Source organism: Pelagibacterium lentulum, assembly GCF_003992625.1.
Taxonomy (GTDB): domain Bacteria; phylum Pseudomonadota; class Alphaproteobacteria; order Rhizobiales; family Devosiaceae; genus Pelagibacterium; species Pelagibacterium lentulum.
The window spans coordinates 128,061-142,398 of the sequence record NZ_RZMW01000048.1; the positions used below are offsets into that span (position 1 = coordinate 128,061).

General features: G+C 57.2%; 13 protein-coding genes. 5 read left to right on the plus strand and 8 right to left on the minus strand.

What is annotated here, in order from left to right:
- Positions 1-10: 10 nt before the first annotated feature.
- The 5 genes from EO133_RS19080 to mctS all read right to left on the minus strand — a co-directional run bounded on the left by EO133_RS19080 (position 11) and on the right by mctS (position 5,985).
- The gene (locus tag EO133_RS19080) at positions 11-1,615 is read right to left on the minus strand and encodes an ABC transporter ATP-binding protein (protein WP_127074238.1); all 1,605 of its coding nucleotides are present in this window, start codon (positions 1,613-1,615) and stop codon (positions 11-13) included.
- Positions 1,616-1,620: 5 nt separating this feature from the next.
- Positions 1,621-2,715 (minus strand): ABC transporter permease, encoded by a 1,095-nt coding sequence (locus EO133_RS19085; RefSeq protein WP_188681883.1) that lies wholly within the window; start codon positions 2,713-2,715, stop codon positions 1,621-1,623.
- Between the two features lie 4 nt (positions 2,716-2,719).
- A complete protein-coding gene (locus EO133_RS19090; RefSeq protein ID WP_127074240.1) occupies positions 2,720-3,832 on the minus strand; it encodes a microcin C ABC transporter permease YejB in 1,113 nt (370 codons plus the stop codon).
- 117 nt (positions 3,833-3,949) lie between these two features.
- Positions 3,950-4,597 carry a two-component system response regulator MctR gene (mctR, locus tag EO133_RS19095; protein ID WP_127074241.1) on the minus strand — a complete coding sequence of 216 codons (648 nt, stop codon included), beginning with the start codon at positions 4,595-4,597 and terminating at the stop codon, positions 3,950-3,952.
- The gene (gene mctS, locus EO133_RS19100; RefSeq protein WP_127074242.1) at positions 4,594-5,985 is read right to left on the minus strand and encodes a two-component system sensor histidine kinase MctS; all 1,392 of its coding nucleotides are present in this window, start codon (positions 5,983-5,985) and stop codon (positions 4,594-4,596) included. Before mctS ends, mctR begins: the two co-directional genes overlap by 4 nt.
- Positions 5,986-6,234: 249 nt before the next feature.
- Between mctS and EO133_RS19105 the strand changes: the two genes are divergently transcribed.
- A complete protein-coding gene (locus tag EO133_RS19105) occupies positions 6,235-7,335 on the plus strand; it encodes a TRAP transporter substrate-binding protein (protein WP_127074243.1) in 1,101 nt (366 codons plus the stop codon).
- Positions 7,336-7,392: 57 nt separating this feature from the next.
- Here EO133_RS19105 and EO133_RS19110 read toward each other — a convergent pair whose 3' ends face one another.
- The 3 genes from EO133_RS19110 to EO133_RS19120 form a co-directional block, all read right to left on the minus strand.
- On the minus strand, positions 7,393-8,535 hold the full coding sequence (locus EO133_RS19110; RefSeq protein WP_127074244.1) for a GGDEF domain-containing protein: 1,143 nt from the start codon (positions 8,533-8,535) through the stop codon (positions 7,393-7,395).
- A 70-nt stretch (positions 8,536-8,605) separates the two neighbouring features.
- Complete coding sequence (locus tag EO133_RS19115) at positions 8,606-9,997, minus strand: TRAP transporter large permease (protein ID WP_127074245.1); 1,392 nt, start codon at positions 9,995-9,997, stop codon at positions 8,606-8,608.
- A gap of 6 nt (positions 9,998-10,003) precedes the next feature.
- Positions 10,004-10,561, minus strand: coding sequence for a TRAP transporter small permease subunit (locus EO133_RS19120; RefSeq protein WP_127074246.1), 558 nt, complete (start codon positions 10,559-10,561; stop codon positions 10,004-10,006).
- A gap of 264 nt (positions 10,562-10,825) precedes the next feature.
- Here EO133_RS19120 and phnD point away from each other — a divergent pair, with 264 nt between their 5' ends.
- The 4 genes from phnD (at position 10,826) to phnE (EO133_RS19140) (ending at position 14,325) form a co-directional block, all read left to right on the plus strand.
- Positions 10,826-11,785: a phosphate/phosphite/phosphonate ABC transporter substrate-binding protein gene (gene phnD / locus EO133_RS19125; RefSeq protein ID WP_127074247.1), complete on the plus strand. Its 960-nt coding sequence runs from the start codon at positions 10,826-10,828 to the stop codon at positions 11,783-11,785.
- A 73-nt stretch (positions 11,786-11,858) separates the two neighbouring features.
- Positions 11,859-12,701, plus strand: a complete 843-nt coding sequence (gene phnC, locus EO133_RS19130; protein ID WP_127074248.1) for a phosphonate ABC transporter ATP-binding protein — start codon at positions 11,859-11,861, stop codon at positions 12,699-12,701.
- A complete protein-coding gene (gene phnE / locus EO133_RS19135; RefSeq protein WP_127074249.1) occupies positions 12,698-13,510 on the plus strand; it encodes a phosphonate ABC transporter, permease protein PhnE in 813 nt (270 codons plus the stop codon). The genes phnC and phnE (EO133_RS19135) overlap by 4 nt, the downstream gene beginning before the upstream one ends.
- Positions 13,510-14,325 (plus strand): phosphonate ABC transporter, permease protein PhnE, encoded by an 816-nt coding sequence (gene phnE, locus EO133_RS19140; protein WP_127074250.1) that lies wholly within the window; start codon positions 13,510-13,512, stop codon positions 14,323-14,325. Before phnE (EO133_RS19135) ends, phnE (EO133_RS19140) begins: the two co-directional genes overlap by 1 nt.
- The last annotated feature ends 13 nt before the right edge of the window (positions 14,326-14,338 follow it).

The window sequence follows — 14,338 nt, forward strand, 5'->3', positions numbered from 1 at the left end:
AGGGTGGCGGTCAACTCACCGTGTCTTCAAGGGCAGCAGATAAAAGGGCTTTTGTGTAGTCATGCTGCGGGTTTGCAAAGACTTCCGCGCAGGGGCCGCGCTCGACCACCTTGCCCAGATGCATGACGATGACATCGTTTGCGATGGCGCGTACGACCTTGAGGTTATGGGAAATGAACACATAGGTCAGGCCACGTTTTTCCTGCAGATCGCGCAGCAGCTTCACGACCTGGGCCTGCACGCTCATATCGAGCGCCGATGTAGGTTCATCGAGCACGATGAATTTTGGTTCGAGAATGAGCGCGCGGGCAATCGAGATGCGCTGGCGCTGCCCGCCGGAAAATTCATGCGGGTAGCGGGAACGGCTATCGGGATCGAGACCGACTTCCTCAAGGACGCGGATAACCGCTTGCTCGCGCTCTGTGGCGGACATTTTCCGGGCATGAACGGAGAGGCCCTCGGCAATAATGTCGCCCACCATCATGCGGGGGGAAAGAGAGCCGAACGGGTCCTGAAAGACGATTTGCATATCGCGCCGCAGGGGACGCATATGCCGCCATGAGCGATTTTGAATATCCTGGCCCATAAAGACGATGCGTCCGTCAGAAGACAGCAGACGCAATATGGCCAATCCGAGCGTCGTCTTGCCTGAACCGGATTCCCCCACGATCCCAAGGGTCTCACCCTCGCGCACTGCGAGGTCGATACCGTCGACGGCCTTGAAGTGCCCGGTGGTCCGGCGCAGCAGGCCAGTCTTGATCGGAAACCAGACGCGCAGATTATCGGCCTGGAGAATGGTGGGGCCAGCCTCTTTCTCAGGTGCAGGCTCGGCAAGCTCGGCATTGAGCAGGTGCTTTGTGTAGGCGTGCTGTGGGGCGGAAAATAACTGCGCGGTGGGTGCGCGCTCGACAATCTGCCCGTTCTGCATAACGCAGACATTATCGGCCATGCGCCGGACAATCCCCAGATCATGGGTGATGAACAGCATGGCCAGCCCCATTTTCTTCTGGATCGATTTGAGAAGGTCCAGGACCTGCGCCTGTACGGTTACGTCCAGCGCGGTGGTCGGTTCGTCGGCGATGAGCAGGTCCGGCTCATTGGCAAGTGCCATGGCGATCATCACACGCTGGCGCTGACCACCCGAAAGCTGATGCGGGAACGCATTGAGCCGCGACGCCGGATCGGGAATGCCGACAGCTTCGAGCAATTCAAGCACCCGCGCGCGGGCAGCGGATTTGGAAAGCCCCAGATGGGTAAAGAGCACTTCGCTCACCTGCCGCTCGATCGTGTGCAGCGGGTTGAGTGACGACATTGGCTCCTGAAAGATCATGGAGATGTCGTTGCCGCGCACCCTACGCAAGGCGGAATCGCTGGCAGTTAGCAGGTCGATGCCCCTGAAGATAATCTCGCCCTTGGGGTGATGGGCAGCAGGATAGGGAAGCAGTTTCAGCACCGAAAGGGCCGATACCGATTTGCCCGAACCCGATTCTCCAACCAGAGCAAGCGTCTCGCCCGGTGCGATATCGAAACTCACGTCGCGCACCGCATGGATAACGCGGTCGTTGAGACGGAAATCGACATCGAGATTGCGGATGGAGAGGAGGGGCTCGGTCATGGTCGTCACGCGAATGTCTTGCGCGGATCGAACGCATCGCGCACCGCCTCACCGGCAAAAACCAGAAGGCTCAGCATGACCGAAATCACCGTAAAGCCGGTAAGCCCCAGCCATGGCGCCTGCAGATTATTCTTACCCTGTGCCAGCATTTCCCCCAGCGACGGAGAACCGGGCGGCAGGCCAAAGCCCAGGAAATCGAGCGCTGTGAGCGTAGTGATTGACCCGCCGAGAATGAATGGCATGAAGGTCACGGTCGCCACCATGGCGTTGGGCAAAAGATGGCGGAACATGATGGTGCGGTTGCTGACCCCCAGCGCGCGGGCGGCGTTGACATATTCAAAGTTTCGACCGCGTAGGAACTCTGCGCGCACCACCCCCACAAGCGCAACCCAGGAGAACAAAAGCAATATGCCAAGCAGTATCCAGAAACTCGGCGCGATCACGCTTGAAATGATGAGCAGCAGATAAAGCGAGGGGATTGCGGTCCAGATTTCGATGAAGCGTTGGAACAGCAAATCCGTCCAACCCCCGAAATAGCCTTGAACAGCTCCGGCCGCGACGCCGATTACCGAGGAAATGATCGTCAGCGCAAATCCGAAAAGCACTGAAATACGGAACCCGTAGATCAACCGCGCCAGAACATCGCGCCCCTGATCGTCGGTGCCCAGAATATGGGTATTGCCGAAAACACAATGGGGATCGTCCACGCCGGCAGGATACCGCGAGCAGATCTCTTCCCAATCCATTGTCCAGGACGGGGGTGCGGGCGCTGGTACGGGCAGGGCACTGTTCACCGTGCGATGCGAGAACCGGAAGATCGGCCAGATCATCCAGCCGTTTTCGCTGATTTCCCGTTGGATCACATTCGAGCGGTATTGCGTGATGGCCAGAAAGCCGCCGAACTTGGTTTCGGGGTAATCGACAACAATGGGAAACAGCAGTTCGCCCTTGTAATAGGCAATGATTGGCCGGTCATTGGTGATGAACTCGGCGAAAAGGCTGATAACGACCAGAACCAGAAATGCCCAGAAGGCAATATGCCCGCGCCGGTTGCGGCGGAAGTTTTCAAGGCGGCGCTGGTTGAGGGCGGAAAGAGCCACGCTGTCAAACCTCGCGATTTTCAAAGTCGATACGCGGGTCGATCCACATATAGGTAAGATCGGAAATCAGGCTGATGACCAGTCCCAGCAGCGAGAACACATAAAGGGTGGCAAAGACCACCGGATAATCCCGGTTGAGAACGGATTCAAAGCCAAGCAGGCCTAGGCCATCAAGCGAAAAGATGGTTTCGATCAACAACGAACCGCCAAAAAAGGCGCCGATGAAAGCGCCAGGGAAACCGGCGACGATAATCAGCATCGCATTGCGGAAAACGTGCCGATAGAGAATGCGGTTTTCGGTCAGGCCCTTGGCGCGGGCTGTTGTGACATATTGCTTTCGGATCTCATCGAGGAAGGAGTTTTTGGTCAAAAGCGTTGTCGTGGCAAAAGCGCCGATGGCCATTGCAGTAATCGGCAGCGCCAGATGCCAGAAATAATCGACGATCTGCATGTGCAGTGGCAGCGAGGCGAAATTGTCCGAGGTTAACCCTCGCAAGGGGAAGATCGACCAGAAACTGCCCCCGGCAAACAGAACGATCAGCAAGATGGCGAACAAAAAACCCGGTATGGCATAGCCGATGATGATCACGCCCGAAGTCCAGACATCGAAGCGCGAACCGTCGCGCACGGCTTTCGCGATGCCGAGTGGGATTGATATCCCATAGGAAATCAACGTCATCCAGAGCCCGAGCGATATCGAGACCGGCATTTTTTCGACGATGAGATCGACCACCGAAATATCCCGATAGTAAGAGCGCCCGAAATCGAAGCGTATATAATTCCAGAGCATTGTGAAAAAGCGCTCAAGCGGTGGGCGGTCGAAGCCGAATTGGCGCTCGATCTGGGCGACGAGATGGGGTGACAGCCCTCGCGCCCCGCGATAGGCGTTTTGCGGCTGGTCGCCGCTGGCGGCGCTCGGTTGGGCTTGCCCTGCAAAGTCGCCTTCAGCGGAACCGGTGATCCGGGCCATGGAACTGACTTCCGTGCCGCTGATCTGTGCAATCATCCGCTCGACAGGGCCACCGGGCGCAAACTGAACCACCACGAACGATATGGCCATGATCCCGAACAGCGTCGGAATCATCAGCAGCAGGCGGCGCAGAATGTATGAACCCAATCGAATCTCCGTCAGCGGTTGCGACTCACCGTGCCCAGCACATTGTCGGTTTTGTGACGCGGGGCCAAGGGGTTTGAGGCATAGGCACGCAGAATTGACGGGGCGTGAGCAGCGCGTTCAAGGGTCGTTGCCGATCAACCCGTTCTCAATGGCATAGCGGGTCAGGCCCGCTGTAGTTGCAATACCGAGCTTCTTCTTGATGTTCTTGCGATGCGTTTCGACGGTACGGGCAGAAATGTCGAGGGTTGCGGCGACATCCTTGTTGCTCTTGCCGGCGGCAATGAGAAGCAGGATGGCCTGCTCGCGGGTCGTCAATGTCCGGCCCTTCTGGCCCTTGTCACGGCTTTCGAGCAGGACTTCGGATACGCCCGAGGAGAAATATGTGCCACCCGCGGCAACCGTATCGATCGCTTCCACAATTTCGTCGGTGGAGACATCCTTTAGCACATAGCCCGAAGCGCCATACATGACGGATGTGGAGATGTATTCCCGGCTGTCATGCATCGAGAGCATCAGAAGTCTGGTCGATGGGGTCTGTTCCTTGAACAATTCGATGGCATCGAGCCCGTTCATTTCGGGCATGTTGATGTCCATCAGAACGACATCGGGGCGTTCGGCCTTGGCGATTTCCAATGCAGGGCGCGCAAGGGAAGCGGCACCGACGACCTTGATATGCTCGTAGGTTTCAAGAATGGCCCGGAGACCATCGAGAACCAGCGGATGGTTGTCCACCAGAAGAACTTTGACAATCGGTTTGTCTGTCATGCTGCGTCCGCGACACTCTGCTGCTTGATAAGGACGGATTTGGGCATGGTGGCGCGCAGGGTCGTGCCTTGGCCGGATGTTTCCACCAGCATCTGGCCGCCGAAATGGGCCATGCGTTCCTGCATGTTACGCAGCCCCATGCCGCCATGCAGGCCTTCGCCCTTCTTGCCAGGTCGACGGTTAAACCCCTGCCCATTGTCCGAAACGATCATCTGAACCCGGCCCTTGGGCGCAAGAAGCCGGATCGACACCGCGGTGGCATTCGCATGGCGCTCGATATTGTTGAGCGCCTCCTGCGCGACGCGGTAGAGCGCCGTCTTGGCCTCCGGCAGCAGCACATTCTTGAAGGCAACGGTTTCAAGGGAGACTTCGATGCCGGTGCGTTCGGAGAAATTGTTAGTCAGTGCCTCAATGGCCGCTGACAGGCCAAGATCGTCCAGCGCGCCGGGGCGCAGGTCGTGCGAAAGCCGCCGGACTTCCTTGATCGCGCCGTTAAGCGCATTGGCACCCTTGTCTATGGCGTCATAGGCTTCATCGCCGCCGCTGTGGACTTTGCGGCGGGCCAGATCGATGGCATAGCGCACCCCGATCAGGATCTGGGAAATGCCGTCATGCAGTTCGCGGGCGATACGGCTGCGCTCCTCTTCCTGAGTATCGATAATGCGCTGAGTGAGTTCCTTGAGCTTGTGATCCGCCAGGCGGCGTTCGTGCAGGTTCAAGAACATCCAGCTTGCGAAAACGATGAGGATGGCAGGCACTGCAATAAGCACAACGGTCAAGAAGGTCGAATTGATCGTATTGCGCAGGTCTTCATGCGCCGCAGCGGTCTGGGCATAGACGTCATCGAGATAAACCCCTGTGCCAAGCATCCATCGCCATTTATCCAGCCCAACCGCGAACGAGAGCTTGTCGGCAGTCACCCCCTCGGACGGCTTGTCCCATTTGTAATAGTGCAGGCCGCCACCTTGCTTCGCCTTCTCGATCAGATTGTAGATGACCTTGTCGCCGTCCGGATCTGTCAGATCCATCCAGTTCAATCCTGGCCGGAATGTCTGCCGGGGATGAACGATATTGTACCCGTCATAGTCATAGGCAAAGAAATAGCCGTCTTCTCCGTAATCGAGCGCAGTCAGGATGGCACGCACCTGTTCCTTGGCCTGCTCGTCGTCGGGCCCCGCATTGACATAGATCTCGTTAATTGCCGAAAGCGCGAGATTTGTCAGATTGAGCAATTCGTCCTGCTTGGCCTGCAGCATGTTACGCTCAAAGGTAGCGATGCTGGCGCGTGCAAGATTGGTCGATTGCCAGGTGACAAGCGCGGTAATCGACAAAATGGCCAGCATAAGAGGCACGATTGCCAGGATCAGAATCTGATGGCGCAATTGCATGTAAATCTGCCTCCTCCAAAGCAGTGCAAACTTAGCAAAACTTCACATACACGCATCTGCGTAGTTATGGGTAGAATTTCGATATAAAGATTAAGCGCATTCCGGCCGGCCTCTCGACAAGAGAGGCAAACTGGGCTTTTTGCTAGGATGGCGCTTCCTGAACGCGCATCAAAGCGGTGACTGCTCTCGAAGCGCGGCAATCAACCGTTTCCGGCGTCGCAACAGACGCCAAGGGGAGGAACTTTGAGAATGAAGAGACGCGATTTTTTCAAGAAGGCTGGCACGCTGACTGCAGGCGCTGCCGCAACGACGGCGCTTGCTGCGCCGGCGATTGCCCAGAACACCTATAATTGGCGCATGGTCACGACATGGCCGGCAAACTTCCCCGGCCTCGGTGTCGGCGCCTCCCGTCTGGCTCAGCGCATCACCGCTGCCTCGGGCGGTCGTCTCAACGTACAGGTCTTTTCCGCTGGCGAACTGGTGCCTGCGCTTCAGTCCATTGATGCTGTCATTGACGGTTCGGCGGAAATGAGCCACGGCGCGGCCTATTATTGGCAGAACAAGAATGCTGGCCTGTCCTTTTTCACCGGGGTTCCCTATGGCATGACCAGCCGCGAAATGGCGGCCTGGGTACGCTATATGGGCGGCCAGGAAATCTGGGACGAAATCTACGATCAGTTCGGCTTGAAGGGCTTCCTTTCGGGGGATACAGGCACTCAGGCTGGTGGCTGGTTCCGCAACGAACTGACCGGTCTTGCCGATATTCAGGGCCTGCGCTTCCGCACGCCGGGTCTTGGCGGGCAGGTTTGGGAGCGCATGGGCGCTTCGGTAACCAACCTTGCCGGGGGCGAAATCTTTGCAGCGCTCCAGAGCGGTACGCTCGACGCCGCCGAGTTTGTCGGCCCCTATAACGACCTGGCGCTGGGCTTCTATCAGATCTGCAAGGAATATTACTTCCCCAGCTTTATCGAGCCGGGCCTTGCTACCGAACTGGTCGTTGACAAGGCCAAGTTCATGGATCTGCCTCAGGACCTTCAGGAAATCGTCGAGTATGTCTGTCAGGCGGAATACGATCAGGTAGCCTCGGATTTCTATGCCAACGATCCGCGCGCACTCCAGACGCTGGTCAATGATCACGGCGTGAACATCCGCCAGTTCCCCGAGGAAATTCTTGAAGCCGGTGCCAATGCCGCAATCGATATTCTGACCGAACTGCGCGAAAGCAACGATGCGCTGACCAGAAAGACGGCAGAGAGCTTCATCGAGTCGCTCAACCTCCTGCGGACACGTACCGACGATAACGACCTGACGTTCCTTCAGGCCCGCGAGCGCTACTTCCAGATCAGTTGATCGATAGATCATCTCAAGAGCACAGAAGGCCCGGTTCACCGGGCCTTTTTTTTGCAATTAGGTCGCCATTTCGATCCGGTTGCGTCCATTGCGCTTGGCTCTGTAAAGCGCGGCGTCGGCGGCCTGAAGAATGGCGTCGAAGTTGGATCGGTTGCTCGAAAAATGGAGGCCAGCTGAAAGGGTAATCCTGATTGGCCCTTTGGTGGTCATAACTTCAAGATCACCCAGTGCCTTGCGAATACGCTCTGCAATCACAAGCGCTTCTTCTCTGCGAATGTTTTCCAGCATGGCGGCAAACTCTTCGCCTCCGATACGCGCGACAACATCGTTGGCGCGTAATGTCTTGCGGAAGACACATGCGCAGGCGCGCAAGGCCTCGTCTCCCACAGCATGTCCATATTGGTCGTTCACGTGCTTGAAATGATCGATGTCGAGCAGGATCAGGCAAAAGGAATCTTGCTCCGGCTTGTCCAAAACGGCTTGCATCTGTTCCTCGAAAGCGCGGCGATTGAGCAATCCTGTCAGCGAATCGCTGCGCGCGTCACGACGCAACTGAACGGCGCCGCGCTCATAGGCAATGGAGATGGCGAAGGCGCCACTGCCGACGGTGTGGACCAGCGCGATGGTCAGATGCAGGGTCAAGATTTGGTCGCGTGGCAGATATTCGACGAAATCCCAGCCTGCGATCAGTCCCTGTGTGGCACGCATGCCGAATGATCCAGCCATGATCAGATAAGCCGCGCAGATGCCATATCGCGAGGGCAGGCGGTCGGCCCGGTCGCGCCAGAACTCGTAGGCGACCAGCGCGGTAACGGCAGCAAGCAGGATATTGACGACGGTGAAGGCCAAGCCGGGCTGGGTAGCGATGAACGGCAGCAGTGAAAACACGGCAAAGAAGAGCGTGGGCCCATAGGTGGGGATGGGCAACGGCGAACGCCTCGAAAACTCCCGTGCCGCTTTGAGGCACAATCCGAATCCCAGGAGCAAGAGCGCATGCGCGCCCGTCCCGACCGCAAACGGTGGTAGGGAGGCCTCGAAAATAATGATGAGAAGCGCCGCGGCCAGCGAGATATTGGCGAGGGTCCAGGACAACCAGTATTGCTCGCGTTCGCGACTGAGATGAGCAGACAGAAACGCGAGTGCCATCACCACAAGTATAATGGTATTGGCCACAAAGAGCGTATTGCTATCCAGTTCCATTTCAGTCCCCAAAGAAAAGCCCCGTAGAGACTACGGGGCTAATCCTTGCGTTTTCCCAAATGCTTTTACGTTATCGGTTGAGAATGCTGGGCAGCCAGGTAACGATGTCCGGGAACACGAACAATAACGTGATTGCCACGATCTGTAGCACGACAAACGGCAGCGCGCCCTTATAGATCATGCCCGTGGACACCCGGTTAGGCGCAACCCCGCGCAGATAGAACAGCGAGAAGCCGAATGGCGGGGTGAGGAAGCTGGTCTGCAGATTGACCCCGATTATGACCCCCAGCCAGATGGGGTCGACCCCAAGCATCAAAAGGATCGGCGCAGTGATCGGGATCACGATGAAGATGATCTCGAAAGTGTCGAGGATGAAGCCCAGAACGAACATCAGCAACATCACAACAATCATCGCCCCCACGGCTCCGCCGGGCAGTCCGGTGAGGAACTCGTGAACCAGGTCGTCACCGCCCATCAGCCGGAAAACAATCGAGAAGACCGATGCGCCGAACAGGATGATGAAGATCATCGATGTGATGGTGGCCGTCGCGATGGCCGCCTGGCGGATCACCTTGAAGCTTAACCGCCAGCGCAATGCGGCCAGCAAGGTAGCGCCAACCGCACCCACGGACCCAGCCTCTGTAGGTGTTGCAATGCCCAGCAGGATCGAACCTAGAACGGCAAAGATCAGCATCAATGGTGGGACCAATGCCACGGCCACTTCGCGCATCAGATCTTTACGCTCTTCCGGCGGGATCGGGGTGGCCGGACAGGATTCCGGATCGGTAATCGCCTTGAAGATCATCCAGCACAAATAGAGCCCGACCAGCATCAGTCCGGGCATGAAGGCACCGGCGAACAAATCGCCCACCGTCACTGGCGTGGGCGCGAAATTGCCCTGCTGCATCTGCACTTGCGCGTTGATCGAGGAGAGCATGTCGCCCATGAAGATCAACACGGTCGAGGGTGGAATGATCTGACCCAGCGTTCCAGAGGCGCATATAACGCCGCTCGCGAGCTTGGGGTCGTATCTGGCGCGCAGCATGGCGGGCAGCGAGATCAGGCCCATCGTGACCACGGTTGCACCGACAACGCCGGTCGAAGCGGCCAATAAGGCACCAACGAGAATGACCGATATGCCCAAGCCGCCACGCAAGTTGCCGAACAGCTTGCCCATGGTCATGAGCAATTGCTCGGCGATCTTCGAGCGTTCCAGCATCACCCCCATGAAGATGAATAGCGGCACGGCCACCAGCACTTCATTGGTCATGAACCCGATATAGCGCGAAGCCAGAGCACCGAGATTGGACGGATCGAACACCCCGAGCCAGAAACCGACCAGCCCGAAGATGAGCGAGACACCCGCCAGCGTGAAGGCTACTGGAAAGCCCAGCAGCAAAAACCCGATCACGCCGACAAACATAAGGCCGGAGAGGATCTCTCCGATAAGAACCGATGACATCGACGCTTACTCCTCGGCTTCGGTTGAGGGATACCGGTAGAGCTCCGGCAGCAGGTCCTGCTTGTCCCGAAGTACGAGGATGGCGCGGCAAAGCCAGGCAATGCCCTGAAGGGTAATCAGTACCGCAAACAGCAGAATGAAACTTTTGAGAATGAAGTAGCCGGGCATCCCGCCGGGATTGGGCGATGCCTCCATGAAGCGCCACGAGCGCTGGACATAGGGAATACCCCAGACGATGACCACAGACATGAATGGGAACAGGAAAAAGAGGACGCCGATAATGTCAGCAATCGCTTTCCAGCGCAGCGACGCGGGCCGGTAAAAGATGTCGACGCGCACATGATCGTTGCGGAACAGGGCAAAGCCCGCGACCGCCGTGAACATCGCCCCGCTCATCCATACATAGAGATCCTGCATCCAGAGCGCGGTTCGCCCAAAGCCATACCGCATGACGACCACGGAAAAGCAGACAACGACGACCCCGACACTCAGCCAGGAGAATATATTACCGATAAGCCGGTTCAGCCCCCCGATGGCCTGAACCGTGAATGCAAGCGAACGCATTTCTCCTCCTCCTTGGGCAGGATGCTTTTTTGTAGCTTACCGGTAGTGCGGCACTTGGGAAATCGCAACTCGATTAGCGCATCGGCATAGGCCCTCCGAGCGAATTTGCCCGTAAAACTGGGTAGCGTTTCCTCCAACTTTCCATGGTTGCCAATTGATCAGACAATTTCATGGAACCGTCGCACACACGACATCCAACTGTAATATCGGAATGGTCTTGCAGTTCGGTCTTTGAGTCCACCCCTCTACAAAGGATCGCAACCCATGACTAGGACCACAAATCTGTTGTTGAGCACTGTCGCGGCATTTGCCGTTTCTGTCGCGGCGCCCCTGGCCGCATTTGAACTCGACCCTCGCTTCGTCGACAACGATGGCGACCTTGTAGCCGATATACCGACCGACGAGTCTGAATGGGTCGATCCCGATACACTTATATTCGCTTATACGCCGGTCGAAGATCCTGCCGTCTATGCCGAAGTCTGGCAGCCATTCCTCGACCACATGGCGGAAGTGACCGGCAAGAACGTTCAGTTCTTCCCCGTCCAGTCCAACGCCGCTCAGCTCGAAGCCATGCGCGCCGGGCGTTTGCATGTGGCCGGTTTCAACACGGGTTCCAACCCGATTGCCGTAGCCTGTGCCGGTTTCCGTCCCTTCGCTATGATGGCCAGCCTTGACGGATCCTTCGGCTATGAAATGGAATTCATCACCTATCCCGGTTCGGGTATCGAGACCGTGGAAGACATCGCCGGTCGCACAATGGCCTTTACCGCGGAGACGTCGAACTCGGGCTTTAAGGCTCCGCAGGCCCTGCTCGAAGCCGAATACGGCCTGTTTGTTGATGTCGACTACACTCCGGCTTTTTCGGGCGCGCACGACAATTCGATCCTTGGCGTTGCCAATCGCGATTATGACGCGGCCGCAATTGCCAACTCGGTCATGACGCGCATGGTAGAGCGTAACGTGGTTTTTCCGGACGATATCGTCACAATCTATCAGTCCGACACGTTCCCCACGACAGGTTACGGTACTGTTTACAACCTGCATCCCGAATTGCAGGAAAAGGTTCAGGAAGCGTTCTTCACCTTCGAATGGGAAGGCACTTCGATGGCTGAGGAATTCGGCAGATCCGGCGAAGAGCAGTTTATTCCCATCACGTTTCAGGAAAACTGGTCGGTTATCCGCCAGATCGACGAAGCAATGGGCGTGACCTACGAGTGCCAGTAATTGGTGCCACGGCTAACTTCTAGCAGGGGCGCTGCGTTTTGCAGCGTTCCTGTCCTACAGGAGGGACATTATCATGCTGCGGATTGAAGCTCTCGAGAAGCGTTACAAGACCGGCGATCATGCGCTCAAGGGCGTGAGTTTTGCAATTGAGCCGGGCCAGGTCGTGGGGCTGATCGGTCCTTCGGGCGCCGGGAAATCTTCGCTCATCCGCTGCATCAACAGGCTGGTCGAACCCACCGGCGGTAAAATACTGCTGGGCGAAATAGACATCGCTAGCATGAACCGCGGAGAGTTGCGTCAGGTGCGCCGCCGCATCGGCATGATCTTCCAGGAATATGCTCTTGTTGAACGCCTGACCGTTATGGAAAATGTGCTGTCCGGTCGTCTCGGCTATGTGCCGTTCTGGCGCTCGTTCACCCGCCGCTTCCCTCAGGCTGACGTCGACAAGGCCTTTGCACTGCTGGATCGCGTCGGCCTTTCCGATCATGTGGACAAGCGCGCCGATGCGCTTTCAGGCGGCCAGCGTCAGCGGGTTGGCATTGCGCGCGCGCTTGAGCAGGACCCCGAACTGCTTCTGATCGATGAGCCTACGGCCTCGCTTGACCCCAAGACTTCTCGTCAGATCATGCGCCTGATCTGCGAAATTTGTGCGGAACGCAATCTACCGGCAATTATCAATATTCACGACGTCAATCTCGCGCAGATGTTTGTTGACCGGATCATCGGCCTGCGTGCTGGCGAGGTTGTATTCGACGGCAAGCCGGATGCTCTGACCAATGATGTGCTCACTCGCATTTATGGCGATGAGGACTGGAACGCAATGCGTAAAACTGCAGATGAAGACGCGGCCGACGCGGCCAATGTTGCTGCGTTCGAGGCGGCGCGCGAACAGCGCATGGCGGAGGTGCCCGCATGAGCGCCACGGCACCCGTTGCGGGGCGCAAATGGAAGCGGCCTCCGCTCTTTTTCCAATCAAAAGCCCTGCGCTATTTCATCTATGGGGCGGCCCTTGTCTATCTCGTTCTTGCGCTTGGAACGCTCAACATCAATTGGGTGCGCGTTGCGGAAGGTACCGAGCGCGCCGGTCGGTTCATCTCCGGTTTCATTCAACCCGATTTCACCACCCGCGGTCGCGATATCTGGAACGGGTTGATCGAAAGCCTGACGATGACCTTTACGGCCACCGTGGTCGGCGTTCTGATCTCGGTGCCTATCGGCATCGGTGCGGCACGCAATATCGCTCCGCCATTTGTCTATATGGTCTGCCGATCGATTATCGCGATTTCCCGTGCATTTCAGGAAATCGTCATTGCGATTCTCTTTGTTGCGATGTTCGGCTTTGGGCCATTTGCAGGCTTCCTCACACTCTCGTTCGCGACCATCGGGTTTCTCTCAAAACTGCTGGCCGAGGATATCGAGGACATCGATGAAAGCCAGTCAGAGGCAATACGTGCGACAGGTGCAAGCTGGTTTCAGTTGATCAACTATGCAATCCAGCCGCAGGTCATGCCGCGCCTGATCGGGCTTTCAGTCTATCGTCTCGACATCAATTTCCGTGAATCGGCTGTGATCGGCATCGTGGGGGCCGGGGGCATCGGCGCGACGCTCAACACGTCGATGAGCCGCTACGACTATGACACTGCCGGCGCCATTCTGCTCATTATCATCCTTCTGGTAATGGCGGCCGAGTACAGCTCCAGCCATATCCGCAAGTGGGTGCAGTAATGCCAGTGACGCAAACCGAAACCGGAAAAATCTGGCAGCGCCGCACAACGCGCGAGCAATGGCTCGGCTGGCTTGGCTGGATCGTCCTCGTCGCCTTGTTCATGTATTGCTGGGACGTGATGAACAGGGGGACCATGTGGTCCTTTGTGTCCGATGCTCCGCGTCAGGCCGCCGATCTGCTTAATCGATCATGGCCGCCGCGCTGGTCCTATATGGAACGGCTATGGATTCCGCTCTGGGACACCATCAACATTGCAACTCTTGGCACCTTGCTAGGCATCATCGTTGCCGTGCCAGTGGCCTTCCTTGCTGCGCGCAACACAACCCCGAGCGCTGTTATCGTGCGCCCGATTGCCCTTTTTGTCATCGTTGCATCGCGCTCGATCAACTCCCTGATCTGGGCTCTGCTGCTCGTTACCATATTGGGACCGGGTTTGCTGGCCGGTATTCTGGCTATTGCCCTGCGTTCAATCGGGTTTATCGGCAAGTTGCTTTACGAGGCGATTGAAGAAATCGATGAAACGCAGGTCGAGGCGGTACGCGCCACGGGTGCAGGATCGATGCAGGTTATGGATTATGCCATTGTTCCGCAGGTCCTTCCGGCTTTTGCCGGGATTTCCGTGTTCCGCTGGGATATCAATATCCGGGAATCCACTATTCTGGGGTTGGTCGGTGCTGGCGGAATCGGCGCTCAATTGCAAAGCTCGCTCAACACGCTGGCCTGGAGCCAAATCACCGTGATCTTTGCGCTCATCCTGGTAACGGTCGTGGTTTCGGAATGGGTCTCGGCAAAGGTGCGTCACGCCATAATCTGATGGCGTGACCAAT

Excerpts from the sequence above, each read along its gene's own strand:
- EO133_RS19080 (WP_127074238.1), bottom strand. The coding sequence starts at position 1,615 with ATGACCGAGCCCCTCCTCTCCATCCGCAATCTCGATGTCGATTTCCGT.
- mctR (WP_127074241.1), bottom strand. The coding sequence starts at position 4,597 with ATGACAGACAAACCGATTGTCAAAGTTCTTCTGGTGGACAACCATCCG.
- mctS (WP_127074242.1), bottom strand. The coding sequence starts at position 5,985 with ATGCAATTGCGCCATCAGATTCTGATCCTGGCAATCGTGCCTCTTATG.
- EO133_RS19105 (WP_127074243.1), top strand. The coding sequence starts at position 6,235 with ATGAAGAGACGCGATTTTTTCAAGAAGGCTGGCACGCTGACTGCAGGC.
- EO133_RS19110 (WP_127074244.1), bottom strand. The coding sequence starts at position 8,535 with ATGGAACTGGATAGCAATACGCTCTTTGTGGCCAATACCATTATACTT.
- EO133_RS19115 (WP_127074245.1), bottom strand. The coding sequence starts at position 9,997 with ATGTCATCGGTTCTTATCGGAGAGATCCTCTCCGGCCTTATGTTTGTC.
- EO133_RS19120 (WP_127074246.1), bottom strand. The coding sequence starts at position 10,561 with ATGCGTTCGCTTGCATTCACGGTTCAGGCCATCGGGGGGCTGAACCGG.
- phnD (WP_127074247.1), top strand. The coding sequence starts at position 10,826 with ATGACTAGGACCACAAATCTGTTGTTGAGCACTGTCGCGGCATTTGCC.
- phnC (WP_127074248.1), top strand. The coding sequence starts at position 11,859 with ATGCTGCGGATTGAAGCTCTCGAGAAGCGTTACAAGACCGGCGATCAT.
- phnE (WP_127074249.1), top strand. The coding sequence starts at position 12,698 with ATGAGCGCCACGGCACCCGTTGCGGGGCGCAAATGGAAGCGGCCTCCG.
- phnE (WP_127074250.1), top strand. The coding sequence starts at position 13,510 with ATGCCAGTGACGCAAACCGAAACCGGAAAAATCTGGCAGCGCCGCACA.